Annotated in this window: 11 protein-coding genes; all 11 read left to right on the top strand. The window is 43.4% G+C overall.

Going from position 1 to position 17,169, the window contains the following annotated elements; translation table 11 throughout:
• Positions 1 to 84 precede the first annotated feature (84 nt).
• The 11 genes from OCV62_RS12615 (at position 85) to OCV62_RS12665 (ending at position 17,155) form a co-directional block, all read left to right on the top strand.
• Entirely contained in the window at positions 85 to 2,451 is a 2,367-nt protein-coding gene (locus tag OCV62_RS12615) for a VirB4-like conjugal transfer ATPase, CD1110 family (protein ID WP_025577466.1), read from the top strand.
• 174 nt (positions 2,452 to 2,625) lie between these two features.
• Positions 2,626 to 2,748 carry a hypothetical protein gene (locus OCV62_RS12620; protein ID WP_255610470.1) on the top strand — a complete coding sequence of 41 codons (123 nt, stop codon included), beginning with the start codon at positions 2,626 to 2,628 and terminating at the stop codon, positions 2,746 to 2,748.
• On the top strand, positions 2,732 to 3,253 hold the full coding sequence (locus OCV62_RS12625; RefSeq protein ID WP_055056110.1) for a JAB domain-containing protein: 522 nt from the start codon (positions 2,732 to 2,734) through the stop codon (positions 3,251 to 3,253). The genes OCV62_RS12620 and OCV62_RS12625 overlap by 17 nt, the downstream gene beginning before the upstream one ends.
• Before the next feature lie 134 nt (positions 3,254 to 3,387).
• Positions 3,388 to 3,984 (top strand): DarT ssDNA thymidine ADP-ribosyltransferase family protein, encoded by a 597-nt coding sequence (locus OCV62_RS12630; RefSeq protein ID WP_025577469.1) that lies wholly within the window; start codon positions 3,388 to 3,390, stop codon positions 3,982 to 3,984.
• A 15-nt stretch (positions 3,985 to 3,999) separates the two neighbouring features.
• Positions 4,000 to 5,040, top strand: a complete 1,041-nt coding sequence (gene darG / locus OCV62_RS12635; RefSeq protein ID WP_207642806.1) for a type II toxin-antitoxin system antitoxin DNA ADP-ribosyl glycohydrolase DarG — start codon at positions 4,000 to 4,002, stop codon at positions 5,038 to 5,040.
• A 95-nt stretch (positions 5,041 to 5,135) separates the two neighbouring features.
• Positions 5,136 to 6,476 carry an LPD25 domain-containing protein gene (locus OCV62_RS12640; protein WP_055056109.1) on the top strand — a complete coding sequence of 447 codons (1,341 nt, stop codon included), beginning with the start codon at positions 5,136 to 5,138 and terminating at the stop codon, positions 6,474 to 6,476.
• A 107-nt stretch (positions 6,477 to 6,583) separates the two neighbouring features.
• Positions 6,584 to 7,357, top strand: a complete 774-nt coding sequence (locus OCV62_RS12645; protein ID WP_081019434.1) for a phosphoadenosine phosphosulfate reductase family protein — start codon at positions 6,584 to 6,586, stop codon at positions 7,355 to 7,357.
• A 147-nt stretch (positions 7,358 to 7,504) separates the two neighbouring features.
• Positions 7,505 to 7,966, top strand: coding sequence for a hypothetical protein (locus OCV62_RS12650; RefSeq protein ID WP_025577477.1), 462 nt, complete (start codon positions 7,505 to 7,507; stop codon positions 7,964 to 7,966).
• Positions 7,956 to 10,052 (top strand): C40 family peptidase, encoded by a 2,097-nt coding sequence (locus OCV62_RS12655; protein WP_055056108.1) that lies wholly within the window; start codon positions 7,956 to 7,958, stop codon positions 10,050 to 10,052. The genes OCV62_RS12650 and OCV62_RS12655 overlap by 11 nt, the downstream gene beginning before the upstream one ends.
• Positions 10,053 to 10,064: 12 nt before the next feature.
• Positions 10,065 to 10,271, top strand: coding sequence for a DpnD/PcfM family protein (locus tag OCV62_RS12660; RefSeq protein WP_055056107.1), 207 nt, complete (start codon positions 10,065 to 10,067; stop codon positions 10,269 to 10,271).
• A complete protein-coding gene (locus tag OCV62_RS12665) occupies positions 10,268 to 17,155 on the top strand; it encodes an N-6 DNA methylase (protein WP_055056106.1) in 6,888 nt (2,295 codons plus the stop codon). The genes OCV62_RS12660 and OCV62_RS12665 overlap by 4 nt, the downstream gene beginning before the upstream one ends.
• Positions 17,156 to 17,169: the final 14 nt, after the last annotated feature.

Consider the following 17,169-nt stretch of genomic DNA (forward strand, 5'->3'; position numbering starts at 1 on the left):
AGGAGAGGGATACACAGACATGTAGCGGCAGATGGAAGCTGCTGTGTTTGTGGCCCCATCTGCCTGAAAGGAGGAAATTAGAGATTGTCAATTTTTTCAGATAAGTTTGACCAGTTAAAAAAAGCAGATAAAGCAGTAAAATCCCCGAAATATCTTCAGGAAGTCATGGGGATTGGGAGAATTGCAGAAAATGGCATTTTTGAAGTAGGGAAGGGGGTATATTCCAGGACATACCGTTTTTTGGACATTAATTATGTAACCGCAGGTGCAGAAGAACAGATGCGAATCTTAAAGCAGTATTGTAAGACGGTAAATGCCATTGATGTATATTTTCTTATTACCATTTTTAATCGGAACAAAAACATGCAGGATTTCCGGGAGCATGTACTTTTCCAGGAAAAAGGAGATGGTTTTAACTGGCTGCGTGGAAGTTATAACCAGATTATTGAAAAGCGCATTGTAGATGGAAGGCAGGGGATTGAACAGGAAAAACTGCTGACTGTATGTGTAGAACGGAAATCCTACGAACAGGCAAAAGCATTTTTTGCCACTTTTGAAGCGACCTTAAAACAGAACTTTGGAGAACTTGGCTCCTGCATTGAAGAATTAAATGCAGAAGAACGGCTGCGGGTACTTTTCAATTTTTACCGTATAGGGGAAGAGGAACAATTTTCCTTTGATTTCAGACAGGCATTAAAAAAGGGCGGTGATCCTAAAAATGATATTTCACCAGGGTATATGCAGTTTTACCCAGGTTATTTTGAAACGGAACGGAAAAAATGCAGGGCATTATTCATTAAAAAATATCCTTCTTCTTTATCGGATACCTTTTTAAATGAGATTACCAGCCTTCCGGTTCATAGTATTACTACAATCTGTATTGTACCAGTACCAAAAGAACTGGCAAATAAGGTTCTTCAGAAGAAATATCTGGGCATTGAAAATGATATTTTAAAGCAGCAGAGAGTCCGTAATAAAAATAACGACTTTTCCAGTGACATTTCTCATATCAAGAAAGTCCAGAAGGAGAAGATTGTAAATCTTATGGACGACGTGCGGGAAAATGACCAGAACCTGTTTTATACAGGGGTTAATTTCTTGATCATGGCAGAGGACAAGAAGGAGTTAGACAGTGTAACCGAAACCATTAAAAATATCGGCAATGGACGCATGTGCCAGATTGAAACCCACTATTATCAGCAGAGGGAAGCTATGAATACCATACTTCCAGTGGGAAACCGGCAGATCAGCACAATGCGGACCATGCTCACCAGGGATATTGCAGCCCTTCTTCCCTTTAATGTACAGGAATTAAACGAAAAGTCCGGCGTCTGCTATGGCATTAACCAGGTTTCTCATAACCTTTGCATTGGAAACCGGAAAAAACTGGCAAATGGAAATGGAATGGTATTCGGTGTTCCCGGCTCCGGAAAATCCTATTTCAGTAAGTCGGAAATGCTGCAGGTGTTCTTAGGAACAGATGATGATATTATCTGTATCGACCCGACACTGGAATATTTTGATATTGCAGAAGCCCTGGGAAACCAGGCAGCAATCATTAACCTGTCTACCTATACAAAGAATTACATCAATCCTTTGGAGATGGACGTTTGGGCGCTGGATTTAAACGATTCTCAGGGATATATCCGGGATAAAGGGGAATTTATGCTGGGGCTGTGTGAACAGTGTTACGGGGATAATCTAAACAGTCGCCATAAATCCATTATAGACCGTTGTGTACGAAAGTTGTATATCGACATTGCAAAGGCAAGGGAAAAGCATATCCCTACCATGTCAGAATTTTATGAGTTATTGTTGGAGCAGCCAGAAGAAGAGGCAAAGGACATTGCTTTATCGTTGGAGCTGTTTGTAAATGGCTCTTTAAATATTTTCAATAACCATACCAATGTGAATGTACAGGCAAGGTTCATTGTCTATGGTACCAGGGACCTGGGGAAAGAGCTGGGAGCCATTTCCACTCTGGTCATGCTGGAAAATATCAGTGCCAGGATTGCAGAAAACGCAAAGAAAGGAAGGGCAACCTGGCTTTATATAGATGAGTTCCATACTGTTCTTGACCGGGAGTATAGTGCGAAATTTTTGTTCAGCCTCTGGAAAAAAGTGAGGAAGCAAGGGGGACTATGCACAGGAATCACCCAAAATTTGGTTGATATGCTGCAAAACTATACAGCCATGACCATGCTTGGAAACAGTGAGTTTATTGCCCTGTTAAAGCAGTCCAATGTAGACAGTCAGGAATTATCCACTGCAGCAGGAATTCCAGAAGCACAATTAAAATATGTAGATAATTCTCCTTCCGGTACGGGGATCATTAAGTATGGAAATACCTGTATTCCATTTGATAACCGTATGGAAAAAGAAGCCAATCCGCTGTATGCGCTTTTCAATACCAACCTTCACGAAAAGGCGTTGCAGACAAAGCAGGAGTAATGTAATCTGAAAGGAACTTTTTCTTTTATCTGTAAAGGAAAAGGTATGACAGACGAGAAAAAAATTAGGCAACAGCAAAAATTATAAGTCGGTAAAGTAGAAAAAGGATAGGACAAAAAGAGTGCAGTTCTTTTATCAGGCACTCTTTTTGTATATCATGGGAAAGGTGGCAGAATGGCTGAAACATATCAAATAGAAATGAATTTAGAGCAGTTGGAAAGACTTTTAAAAAATCTGCCGGAGGGAATTATGCTGGAGATTTGCTTTGGAAAGGAAGAACATGGAGAAGACACATAAAATAGATGTGGTAAGTATACGCCTGGTGGAAGAACCTCCTCTATACAGTAGCAAAGAATTAAAAAATCCCTGTGATGTGGCAGAACTCTTTCAGGATTTTTTAAAAGATTGTGACCGGGAAATGTTCTGTATTTTAAACCTTCGGACAAAAGGACAGGTAATCAATCTCAATGTAGTGGGTGTCGGGACTCTGAACAGTGTATTGATACACCCGAGGGAAGTGTTTAAATCTGCAATCCTGTCTAATGCCAGCAATATCATCCTGGCACATAACCATCCTTCGGGAAATCCGGAACCTAGCAGGCAGGACATGGACATGACAAAAAGATTGGCAGAAGCTGGGCGGCTTCTGGGGATTGAAGTGCTGGATCATGTGATTGTATCAGATGACCGGTATTTTAGCTTCCGGGAGGAAAAGCTATTGCCGGAATATTTCCAGATGGATGGGATAGCTGCGGAGCAATCCTTTCCGTATGCAAAGAGTGAAAGAGAGAAGGTACGTTAATGGGATTGACGGATTAATACGGGAACCATATAATGAGTACAATGGAAAATTTGTTTATAGAAACAAACACGTTGATGGAGAATGTAAAAATTCTGTGATTAGCGTTTAAAGTGTGTTATATTAGGAGGAGAACGATGGGATTAAAAGATGCGAAAGAAGGAAAACTTCTATATCATTTAACAGAATTAAAGAATCTGGAATCTATTATTGATTTTGGCCTTGTGCCGAGAAAGATTCTAAGGGAGAATACGGTAACATTTGGAGATGTAGCAGATCCAGAAATTATACGCAAGAGGGAAAGTCTGGGATTGGACGGATACATTCCATTTCATTTTCATCCATATTCAGCTTTTGATGTGGCTGTAAAGAAAACTCATGCGGGAGAGGAAATGATCTATATCTGTATTACCAGAAATTTGGCAAGGCGCAATAATTTCAGCATTTTACCTAAGCACCCATTGGCATTGGAAGGATGCCAGTTATATGATTATGATGAAGGTTTTGAAATGATCAACTGGGATATTCTTACCAGTGTGGGGCAAAATGACGTGGAAGCCAGAAATATAAAGATGGCGGAATGCCTGAGCCCATTGGTTATTCCTGTTGATGCATTCCAGTGCATCTATGTTTCATCTGAAGAAACTAAAAACAGAGTAACAAATTTACTGAAACAGAAAGGCGTTATCTTTCCACCGCCATTTATTACGGTGATGTCCCAATGGTTTGAATAACGAGAGGAGGTGGTTGTGTTGATTAAATACACAACTGGAGATATGTTTCAGTCTGGTGCAGAGTGTTTAGTTAATACAGTCAACTGTGAAGGCTATATGGGAAAGGGAATTGCGTATCAATTTAAACTGAAATTTCCGGAAAACAATAAAGCCTATATAAAAGCATGTAAAGACAAAACACTTCATGTCGGAACAATCCATACTTTTGTAGAGAATGGCATTACAATTGTAAACTTTCCGACGAAAGATAAGTGGCGTGAAAACTCTAAAATAAGTTATATAGAAACAGCACTGGATGTTCTGGTAGAAAGGCTTCCGAAACTGAATGTAAAGTCCGTAGCGATTCCCCCGCTGGGATGTGGTAATGGTGGTTTGGATTGGCAGACAGTAAAAGAACTGATACAAAAGAAATTAAAACCAATTGCTGATGATTTTACGGTTTTGATTTATGAGCCACAGAGAAATTATGTGCAGAAAGCAGCTACTGCACCTAAACTTACAGCAGCCAGTTTAGTCTTGATGAAACTCAAAATGGGACTGAAACGTTGTACAAAACTTCGTCTTCAAAAAGCGGCGTATTTTATGAATTTATATCTGGAAGAACCTTATTTTTCCTTTCAAAAGTATAAATATGGTCCATATGCCCATTCCATTGATATTGTTGGCAGAAATATCGGAGAGTATCAGAGTTTTTATGGATTAAATGATACAGAATCGACGTATCAGTTAGCTTATCAGGTGATATGCAGTGAAAAAACAACAAAGCTATTGAACCGCCTTTCTCCTGCAATTGAAAAGGCTGTTGCTTATGTAAATGGGATAGAGAGCGACCATGAACTGGAAGGACTTGCAACAGTAACTTATTTAGTCCAGACTTTTTCAAGAATAGATGCCAGCCAGATCGTATCTGAATTTAAACAGTGGTCAGATGACAAAGCAACCCGTTTTACTGAGGATGAAATAAAGAAATACATTGACTGCTTGGAGCAGATGGGTGTGATAGAACGGGATATTATGGGAAACTATTGCATTTCAGAGTATCTTTCTTACAGATAAACAACAATTAAAAAAGAAAATAGGAAGTAACACGAAGAGCATTATCGCTAAAAACGGTAGTGCTTTTTTTGTGCATAAAAAGGAGGTATTGCTACATGGAAAAAGGTGAGATGGGCGAGAATGCCACCGGACGTTTGGCAACGTATTATGTGGCAGAATGTATGGAATTTAACCGCTATGGAGAATACAGGGAGGATATCCACAGTGCAGAAGAGGCAGTAAAGATCTATCAGAGTATTCCTTCTGAAAGGTTGAATGCAGGAAAAGGAATTGGGCTTCATGTGGAGGAAGAAGATGGTATTCCATTGGAATTTTCCCTGGTTTATAACGGAGAGTTGGATGTGGATCTTTTGAGAGATATCTATGATCCAAACCAATACCCAGAGGTTTTTATAGCTGCCAGGGAACTGAGTGCTTATCTTCCGGAAACAAAAGTCATTGATACCAAAGGGCTTTTAAAAGAGAAAACCTTGGAGGCTACTGTTTTTGCAGATGAAATGATAAAACTGGAAAAAAATCTTGACCCTGATTTTTACCATACCTTTTATCCGAAAGAAGCAGAACATAAGGAAGCTATTATATGGAAAGCCTTATGTCAAGATGGAAAAGAGGAATACAGCAGGTGGCTGGGAAGCAAGATATTTGAGCAGAAACCAGAGCTGAAAGAACAGGCAGACAAACTAAAGACAACACTGGAACAGGTAAAACTTATTCCGCCGGTGGACTTGAAACCCTTTGTGTATGTGCGGATCAGTGAACACCCGGACATTCCATTGGAAGAAGCCATGCCATTAAATCAAGCGGTAGAATTGTTCGGAAAGCTGGATCGGCAGGCAGTGGAAGAGAAAGATATGGCAGGTTATTACAAAACACATTTTGAAATCTGTTTTCTCTCAGAGGGGGAAGTCATGTCTTATACCGGGCGCCAGGATTTTGGTGACGGGGAAGGAAATCTGCTGGATCATGTAAAAGCATTTGCAGATTATTATCTCCATACAGAAGAAGGGCAGAAGCTTATGAAACAGACCGCCAGGACAACAGAAGAATGGGAACATGAACAACAGCAAATGAGATGGGTACTGGAGGAGATGCTTCCTACCCTTCAGTATTTCTGCAACCTGGAAAAACTGGAAACAGCGGTTCTGGAAGAACAGGAAATAGAAAAGAAAGTCCCTTTACTGACGCAGGGGGACGCATCACGAAAAGCATATCAGGAAGCCATGCTTGCCTATATCCGGGAAAGCAGGATTGCATTAAATACAGGGAAGGAGCTGCCTTGTATGCCGGATATCCGGGATTTTGCAACTGCCTGTCCGGATAAATCATACAAAGAACAGGTTATGGAAGAGATACGACAGGAAGCAGAGTCATACGGTATGACCGTAGAAGCGTATGCAGCAAATGGATATGAGCCGCCAAAAAGGGGCGGCAGATAAAATTAGGAAAGGAGGCGGAGTTTTGGCCATGTAAAAGATATCTTCCCTCCTGAAAAAAATTGGATTTAGAAAAAACAGCAATAGAACGTATCCGCACTGCCAGCCAGATGTCCCTGCAACATTATGGGCTTCCTTTGGTAGTGACGGACAGTGGAGGAAAAGACAGCGCCGTATGCAGGGAACTGGTACGGCGTTCCGGCGTGCCATTTGAACTGATGCACAACCTGACTACTGCAGATGCCCCACAGACTATTTATTATGTGAGGGAACAGTTTCAGAAGGCAGAACAGGCCGGTATAACTTGTAGTATCAATAAACCTTACTATAAAGGGCAGCGGATAACTATGTGGAGCCTGATCCCCATGAAAATGATCCCTCCTACCAGGACTATCCGGTATTGTTGTGAGGTTCTAAAAGAAAATGGTGGGGCTGGGCGTTTTATCACCACAGGTGTCCGGTGGGCAGAAAGCCGAAAGCGGAGGAAAAACAGGGGGATTTATGAAAATTTTGTCCCAAATGGAAAAAAACGTGCCATTATTTTAAATAATGATAATGATGATACCAGGCGACTCTTTGAATCATGCCTGTCAAGGGGCAAACACGTATGCAATCCCATTGTTGACTGGAGTGACCAGCAGGTCTGGGAGTATATCCAGGCAGAGAAAATACCCATGAACCCTCTTTACGAAATGGGATTTCACTGGGTTGGCTGTGTAGGCTGTCCTATGGCAGGAAAACAAAGATACCGGGAGTTCCGCATCTTCCCGACCTATGAGAGGGCTTACCGGCGGGCTTTTGCTAAAATGCTGGAGTTAAGGAAAGCTGCAGGAAGGCAGTGCAATTCCCGCTTATGGTCAGATGTAGATGCTTTTTTCCGTTAGTGGATGGAGGATCCTGGTATCCCCGGACAGTATGAATTGTCCTTTCATGAAGATACCAATGAGATTTATTATGACTATTTGTAGTGGAAGAGAGGAGGAATTATCGCAAAATATCAATTATCTTTTGGACTGCAGTATGAAGCCTGGATGCTGGAAATCCGTATTCCGGACTGGCTGGAGTTTCCTTCTAAGGAGCAGGCACTAAAATATGGTGAGCAAGCTGAGGTTTCCGTTTTCTTAAAAGCGGAAGCTATTTTTTTGCTCTTTGATGGCAGTAAGGAGAAGATTTTACCGCAGCAGACGGAACTTTATCAGTTTTCCTACCTGAAAGAAAAGACTTATGACAGACTGGGACCGCCACTTTCCCCGGAAGACATAGACCATTTGGTAGAAGTGGGGGAATTGGAGCAGGTACTGTTCAGTGAAAAATATATCCTGACAGAAGATGATTACCAGGAATTTTCCGGAAACCTTATGGAAGCCTTTCAGGAATTGGAAAAGGAGTACGGTCCACCACCCAGAGAAAAGGAACAGGGGTATCTGTTTCAGGCGCTCTGGTATCAGGCAGAAGAATTAAACCCCGGAGAGGGGGACTGCTTTGGAGATTAAGGTAAAAAAAGAAAAAGAGCCGGAGCTGAAATTAAAAAAAGAAGCCCAGGTGACGGTGCATAAGAAAAATCCTATTTTATCTGCAAAGGAAAAGAAAGCTGCTTTTACCTCTAAGCCGGTGGCCGATCTTTTAGGGCAGAGAAAGAAAAAAGAAGGGGCAGAAAAAGGGAAACAGCCGAAGCAGGGCAGAGAAGCGCTGTTTGAAAAACAAAAGGAAAAGAAAAAGCAATCCGGGAAAGAGGCAGCAATCCGGGGAGCAGCAGAAGATAGAAAACAAAATGGAAAGGCCAAAAGCACCGTATCTGTACCGGGAACCTTACAGCCGGATCAGATGAAACAGGGGGTAGCACCAAACAGTCAGCCCTCTGCTGGTTTCCAGGCGAAGGAACAGTATCGGAGGGAACAGGCTGCAAAGCTGGCGGAAACAAAAAAATCTTCCCTGGCGAAGCAGACTGCCATAAAAGGGGTACGCCGGGGAGAGGCTGCTATATTGACCCAGTTAGAGGGCGGGGAGGAAGTCAATGATTCCCTTTATGTCATGGGGACAGCAACAAAACCGGCAGAAAAGCTGTGGAAGGATCGGAATTATAGAAAGGCAGAGCAGGAATTAAAGGTAAAACAGGCAGATGGGAAGATCACCAATAAGCAGTTTTACAGACAAACAAGAGCAGTGAAAAAGAAACAGATGGAGAAACAGAAAAAACAGGCAGTCCGGCAGAGAAAAATCCAGTATATGATCAATAAGCTCACCGGAAATGGGCAGCAGGACAGTTTGGCACAGGTGGCAAAAGATATTGTAAAGATGAAAGCCTCTGTGTTTATGCTGAAGGTGGTCCAGTTTGCCGGGGCGCTTTTGGCTCCGCTGTTCAGTATTCTTCTTGTGGTGGCAATCCCTGTAGTGATTATCTTTTTCCTCTTATACTGTTCGCCACTTGGTGCGTTCATGCCAAATCCGTCTGAGGAGAACCCTACCGTCCGAGAAGTTTTAAGCGGTTACTACATGGACTTTAATACAAAACTTGGACAAAATGGGAAAGATGGGGCAGTTACCTATCTCCATGAGAAAAACGGGAATTATGTGAGTAATTACTATGATACTTTAATGGTTTATATGGTGAAGTATGGAACCGGGGATATAGGTGTGGATATGGATCAGCGGCATAAGGACAAGCTGAAGGAAATCTTTGATGAAATGAACAGTTTTGAAAACACGACCATAACCACCACCATAAAGGCAGGGGAAAGCCTGGGAAATGTTGTCACCAGCGGTTATTGCCAGTGCAGTATCTGTTGTGGACAGTGGGCAGGAGGACCTACAGCCTCCGGTGTCATGCCAAAACCGGACCATACCATTGCAGTAGATGCACAAAACCCCTTTGTCCCTATGGGAACCAGGATCATTATGAACGGGATTGAATATACCGTAGAAGATACCGGAGCATTTGACCGGTATGGGGTACAATTTGATGTTTTCTGTGCAGATCATGCAACTGCGTCTGCCTGGGGACATCAGACTTTTGAAGCGTTTCTGGCAGATGGGGACGAAAATGAGATTACGGTAACAAAGAAGGGCTGCTACGTCAAGAACCTGAATTATGAGGACTATATTGCACTTGGAAAGCTGACCGAAAAAGAAGAAGAACTTTTAAGGGAAGTCATGAGTGAGGAATTCCGAAATGAGATCCCTTCCTTTGGCGTAGGAAGTGACGTTGCAAATCTGGCACTGACGAAGGTAGGCTGCAAATACAGTCAGGAACACCGGTATGAGGAAGGATATTATGATTGCAGTTCCCTGGTACAGCGGTTGTATCAGGAGGTAGGCATTTCCCTTCCGGCGATTGCCTCTACCCAGGGAGAATTTATGGTAACACATGGGTTGGAAGTTACAGAAGGCGAACTGGAGCCGGGAGATCTGATTTTTTATTCTTATGAGCAGAATGGGCAGTTCCGCAATATTTCCCATGTGGCAATTTATGTTGGTAATGGCAGAATGGTACATGCAGCCAACAGCAGACGTGGAGTAGTGAATGACCCGTTCAATCCGTCGAACATTGGGCTGTATGGAAGACCCAGCCGCTTGCAGTAAGAAAGGAGAAGCATGGACGAAAAAGAATATGAAGTGACCATAACAGAAGTCCTGGAGAAAAAAGTAAGATACCGGGGCAGGAATGAACTGGAGGCAACTGCAAAAGCAGAAGCAGATTATTATGCAGAAAAAATCGTGCTGGGGGCAGATGATTTTTCCTATCGTGATATTTCTGCAAAAGAACTGGTACCTGTAAAAGAAAGAAGGAACAGCAGATGAAGCATATCACAAAAGTACGGGAACTGTATGAGGAAACCATACACTGGATTTCAGAGTCGGAGGATTCCTGGAAAAATTTTCTTTTCTGCATGGGGCGCTTGTATCAGTTGGACTTCTTAAATACCTGTATGGTATATGCCCAGCGCCCAGATGCGTCCGTTCTTGCAGGATATGATGCCTGGCTGGAAATGGATTTGCCGGTTGCCAGAGGAAGTAAAGGAATTGCAGTATTTCCTTCCAAAATTTTCGGGGAAGGAGTTACCCATGTTTATGATATTCAAGATGTAAAGGGACAGGGAATCCGGCCCTGGAACTGGCAGGTGAATGGGACAAACCGCAGACTGCTGGCAAGGGAGCTGTTCCCGGAAATCTACGAACAGGAAAAAAAGTTTAAAAATTCTTTAGACGCCTTTACAAGAACAAATGTTTGGTTTATGATAGAAGAGGAATATGAAATTTTAAAATCCTTGCAGAAGCTGGCTGTCCTTACCGGAGAGGGACAGGAGGTAAAAGAAAACCAGATTACAGAGTTTCTTGTAAACAGTGTCTGTTATGCGGTGGAAAGCCGCTGCGGTATCCGAGATGACACCCTGGATTTTTCTTTTATCTGCGGTTTTTCAGAGAATGAGGAGGTTCTGTACCGGACAGGACGGTTAGTATCCCATTTATCTGGGCGGATTGTGTTACAGATTGCAAGGACCATGAAGAACATAGACCTTGAAAGGAGGCAGTATTATGGAAGGGATCGCAGGAATCCAGTACAGGGAAATGAATGGCGTACAGATACCAGTCTTAGAGGGCGTGATGAGCGAGGAGAAGATACTGGCGTCCCTGAACCGTTACGGCAGGATCGCAGCACAGGAAATGAAGAGAACGGACCAGGCACAATACGAAATGATGCTCCTGTCCGGGAAACTGATGGAGCGGCTTATGAAAATCCAGACAGAAGCGGAGGAATACCACGAGAAACTGGCAGAAAGTCTTCTGAAGACCTGGACCAGAGAGGACAGGACCGACCCTTACAATACGTTGGAAATGACCAACCTTCGGATACAGGCGGACATGGAAGCGCAGAAACAGGTTATGGAGGAGATCATTCACCCCAGGATCGGATAAAACAGGAAAAAACAGAAGAGGATACAGAGAAAGGAACTGCTTCGGCGGTTCCTTTTCTGTCTGGGGAGATAGAACCTGCACAGCCGGAAAACTGGCAGAAAGAGAAAATCCTTCTGGAAATGACAGGGCAGGAGATACCATATAAAATTTATGAGTTTTACCGGAACAATCCAGAGGAAACAGACCGGGAAGCCTATCTTTATGAATTGTATGGAGATGTAAAAAGAGAAGCCCATACAAAAGACGGTATCCTGACCGCAGAAAGCGGTTCCAGTGGTTTTTATATTCTTTGGAGTGAGGGAACTTCCATGAAGGAGGCGTTCTGGTACTGGGACGAAGTTTCTTTGGAAATTGGGAAACGGATTGAAAAAGGGACCTATCTTCCTTTGTTATCTGTATCGGAGGAAGCCTTAGAAAATGGGGAAGAAACAGAGGAAGAAACCTTACAGCCAGAGAAAGTGCAGGAAGTGATTGAGGAAAAGGAACCAATCCCATTAGAAGAGATTGGCATAGCCTTTTATAAACAGAATATCCAGGCGGATATTTTAAAGAAAATGCTCTGTCTGGTCTATACGACCAATCAGCTACCGGAAGAAAAAGACCATTTTTTGAAGATGCTTTTGCTTCGGGAAGTACCGGAAGGCCAGCCTTATTATCTGGTGCGGACAGAACATGGAAGCTATGAGCTTTGTATTCAGGAAAATGGGATTAAGATCACCCTGCCGGAAAGCCAAGATTTTCTGCAGGAACTTTCCTGGGATCAGTTTGGCGGGCTTACTGCACATCTGGCAGAGGAGGACCAGATTGCCTATACCGAAGATTCAGAAACCTTAGAGCAGCAGGAGAATATGTACCGTCTGCTTCCCTGGTTTCCTGCATTATGGGAAGAATATAGCGAAATTCTTAAAAAAGAAGAGCTTTGGCAGGAAGGAAGAACCTCTGTCCAGACAGAAGGTAAGGTAGAAGCCGGAGATTATTATTACCCAGAAGGGTGGCTTCAGTTTACCGGTGGGGATAAAAGCCGGTATCAGAAAAATATCCGGGCGATCCGTATCTTAAAAACACTGGAGCAGGAAGAGAGAAATGCCACAAAAGAAGAACAGGAAATTCTTGCGGGGTATGTAGGGTGGGGCGGGTTGCCAAATGCTTTTAACAGTAAACGCCCGGAGTGGAAAAAAGAATATCAGGAATTGAAGGAACTGTTGACCGCAGAAGAATACGCCCAGGCAAGGGCCAGTGTCAACAGTTCTTTTTATACGCCGCCGGAAGTCGTGCGGGGTGTTTATAAAGCCCTGGAGCAGTTTGGATTCCAGAAGGGAAAAATTCTGGAACCGGCTATGGGGATTGGAAACTTTTTTCATGGTCTTCCGGAAAATATGCAAAAATCCCAGCTTTATGGTGTGGAGATTGATGCCATAAGCGGAAGGATTGCACAAAAGCTCCACCCTTCAGCCAGTATCCAGATCAAAGGATTTGAAAAAACGGAATTTGAGGATAACAGCTTTGATGTGATTGTGGGAAACGTGCCTTTTGGGGACTTCCGCTTGTATGATCCCCGATATAAAAAGATGAAGCTGAAAGTCCATGATTATTTTATCCGGAAAAGCCTGGACCTCCTTCGGCCAGGAGGCATTTTGGCAGTGGTAACTTCAAAAGGAACGTTGGATAAAAATGACAGCACTGTGAGAAAAAATCTGGCAGAACAGGCAGACCTTTTAGGGGCAGTCCGGCTTCCGGCAGATTCTTTTGGAAAGAGCGCCAATACCGCAGTTACCAGTGACCTTTTGTTTTTTCAGAAAAAAGCAGAGCCTTCGATTGGGGAGCCGATCTGGACTTATACAGGGCTTACAGAAGACATGGTGCCGGTGAATGAGTATTATCTGGAACACCCGGAAATGATGCTTGGGAAAATGGTCTGGTTTGAACAGTTTTTCGGGAAAGATTCCAAATATACAGCCCTGGTCAATGAAGCGGAAGACTTTGACCTGGAAAAAGGAATTTTGGACGCAGTTGGAGAGCTTCCTAAAAACTGTTATGAAGAAAGCATAGCAGAAAAAAAGAAGGAAGAGCAGGACGTCTTAGCTGCTTCTCCAGAGATACCTAATTATACGTTTACGGTGATACAGGACGAAGTATATTACCGGGAAGGGGAGTCTTTATACCGGAGCCAGGTAAAGGAAAGTGTGAAGCGTCGGATACGTGCCATGCATAAGATCCGCCTTCTGGTGCGTGAAATTTTACAGATACAGCAGGAAAATTGTTCTGACCAGGAACTGAAAAAGGCACAGGAACAGTTAAACCGTTTGTATGATGCCTTTGTGAAAACGCATGGATATTTCTGTGACCGGACAAATAAAATGGCGTTCCGGCAGGACAATGATTATCCCCTGCTTTCTTCCCTGGAAGTGGTTGACGAGGACAAAAATGTAACCAAAGCTGATATTTTTTACAAAAGGACCATACGCCCCAGAGATGTGATAGACAAAGTGGAAAATGCCCAGGAAGCATTGCATATCAGTCTGTCAGAATATAACCGGGTGGATATTCCCTATATGCTCTCTCTTTATCCGGGAAACAGGAAAGAAATGCTCCAGGAATTAAAAGGGTTAATCTACCAGAACCCGGTACTGGCAAAAGAAGAAGATCCCAATGCAGGGTGGGAAACCGCAGATGAGTATTTAAGCGGCAATGTGCGGCAGAAGCTCCGTACTGCTAGGATTTATGCGCAGAATAATCCCTTGTTTGTAGACAACGTGGAAGCACTGGAAAAGGTACAGCCAAAAGAACTGACAGCGCCTGAGATCAGTGTAAAACTGGGAACAACCTGGATTGAAAATGAGGATTACGAACAGTTTATCTATGAGCTTTTGGAAATCCCGGAGAGCAACCAGAGAAACTATTGCGCTCATAGTGGCCATGCCCTCAAGATTGAGCGCTTAGATGCAGATATGTCTTACCATATTGACAGGGGAAACTTTTTTGGAGGAACCATTCGTACCAGACAAACCTATGGCACAAGATTTATGGATGCGATCAGCATTATAGAGGAACTGTTAAACAGCCGGATTGTGACCATAAGGGATCGGGTGCAGGAAGGGGAAAAAATACGTTATGTGATCAATCGGAAGGAAACCATGCTTGCCAGGGATAAGGCGGAGCAGATAAAAGAAGCCTTCCGGGACTGGATTTTTAAGGAGCCGGAGCGCAGAAAAAAATATGTGGATTTTTACAATGAAACCTTTAACTGCGACAGACAACGAAGCTATGATGGCTCTTATTTAAAACTGCCGGGACTGAACCCTCTGCTAAAGCTGCGTCCTTATCAGAAAAATGCTGTGGCAAGGGCATTGCTGTGTGGAGGAAATACCTTGCTTGCCCATACGGTAGGCGCTGGTAAATCTCTGGAAATGATCTGCATCTGTATGGAGATGAGGAGGCTGGGGCTGGCAACGAAACCCCTTCTTACCGTTCCGAACCACCTGACCTTCCAGATGGGAGCAGAATTTTTGCGCGCCTACCCAGATGCGAAGATCCTGATTACCAGAAAAGAAGATTTTCAGAAGGAAAACCGCAGGCGTATGATTGCCAGAATGGCAACAGGGGATTATGACTGTATTATTATTGGCCATACTCAGTTCCAACGAATTGCCATTTCCCCTGACCGGCAAAGAGCCATGATGGAAGAGCAGGCAGAGCAACTGGTAGAAGCCATTAACCGGGCAAGGGAAGAAGAGGGAAAGAACTGGTCCATAAAGCAGATGGAAAGCAGAAAGAAAAAACTGCTAGAGAAAATCGAAGAACTGAACAATGAAGAAATCAAAGATGATGTGATGTACTTTGAAGAAACGGGCGTAGACGCCTTATTTGTAGACGAAGCACACCTGTTCAAGAACTTGGAAGTTTTTACGAAAATGAACAATGTTGCGGGCCTGGGTTCCAGCGGTTCCCAGAGGGCTATGGATATGCGAATGAAAATCCAGTATATCAACGAAAAAAATCAGGGAAGGGGCGTCATTATGGCAACGGGAACCCCTTTGTCAAATTCTATGGTGGAACTTTATGTGATGCAGTTATATCTGCAGGAAAGGCGGCTTCACGAAAAGGGGATTTACCATTTTGATGCATGGGCTTCTGTGTTTGGGGAAGTTACCAGTTCCCTGGAATTGGCACCGGAGGGTACCGGTTACCGGATGCGGACCAGGTTTAATAAGTTTATCAATCTGCCGGAACTGATACACCTGTTTAAAGAAGTGGCAGACATCATTCTGCCTGATATGCTGGATATTAAGCGGCCAGAATTAAAGGACGGAAAATATAAGGTTATAGTATCGGAAGCCTCTGATTATGTCAAAGAACGTATGCAGGAAATGGTGGAAAGGGCAGAAGCAATCCATAGAGGTGTGGTAGATCCAAAGGACGACAATATGCTCCGGATTACCGGGGAAGCAAGGCTCTTGGGTACAGATTCCCGGCTTTTGGACAGTTATGCTTCGGTAGATTCGGATTCCAAACTGAATAAAGCAGTAGAAAACATTTACCAGGAATATGTACAGTCCCAGGAACAGAAAGGAACCCAGATTGTCTTTTCGGATATTGGGACACCCGGACCTGGAAAAGCATTTACCGTCTATGATTATTTAAAACAGGAACTGATTACCAGAGGTGTTCCAGAGGAAGAAATCTGCTTTATCCATGATGCAAAAACAGATGAACAGAGGGACCGCATGTTTTCCGATGTCAGAGCCGGAAGGAAACGGATTATTATAGGAAGTACCGAAAAACTGGGGGTAGGAACCAATATCCAGACCAGAATGGTGGCGGCTCATCATATCGACTGTCCCTGGAAACCCTCTGATATTGAACAGCGGGAAGGGCGTATTATCCGCCAGGGGAATGAAAATGAGGAAGTCAATATTTACCGCTATGTAACAAAGGGTTCTTTTGATGCTTATTTATGGGGCATTGTAGAAACAAAACAGCGGTTTATCAGCCAGGTATTTACCAGCCGGGAACTGGCAAGGATCTGTGAGGATATAGATGAAACCGTACTAAACTTTGCAGAGATTAAAGCGGTAGCTTCTGAAAATCCCCTGATCATGGAAAAAATACAAGTAGATAATGAAGTAGCACGTCTGAGAATTTTAAAAGCTGCACATGAAGGGAAAAGGTTTGCCCTGCAAGATGCGGTCACTTTCCAGTATCCGAAAAGGATAGAAAGTCTGAAGGGAGAACTGCAATTACTTCAAAAGGATTTGGAGCGCAGGAACCAGGCTATGGAAGTACAACCGGGGTTTGCAATCACGCTGCAGGGAAAAGTTTATGAGAAACACAAAGAAGCAGGCGAAGTTCTGCGTGGGATTATAGAAGGAGTGACGGCTTTTACCAGGTACGAAGTCGGTATGTATAAGGGGTTTCAGGTATCTGTTCAGAATGATATGCTGGGGCCGAGCTTGTTCCTTCAGGGAGAGAAGGAGTATAGTGTGGAGTTAAAAAGCAGTGACTCCGGCAACATGGTTCGTATAGAAAACCGCTTGAATGCCCTTGATAAAGCAGTGGAGGAGGTTCAAAAAGAAATTAAGACCTGCGAAAATGAGATAAAAAATGCAAAGCAGGAATATGAAAAGCCCTTCCCGTATGAGGAGCTTTTAAAAGAGAATATTACCCGGCAGATGGAGATTGATGCAGAACTGGAAATCAAGGACCAGGAGGAGTGTGTGGAAGTGCAGGAGGAAACTAAAAATCTTCCATGCCAGACAGCAGTTCGGTAACGAAAAATAGAGTA

The organism is Gallintestinimicrobium propionicum (genome assembly GCF_025567525.1).
Classification (GTDB): Bacteria; Bacillota; Clostridia; order Lachnospirales; family Lachnospiraceae; genus Gallintestinimicrobium; species Gallintestinimicrobium propionicum.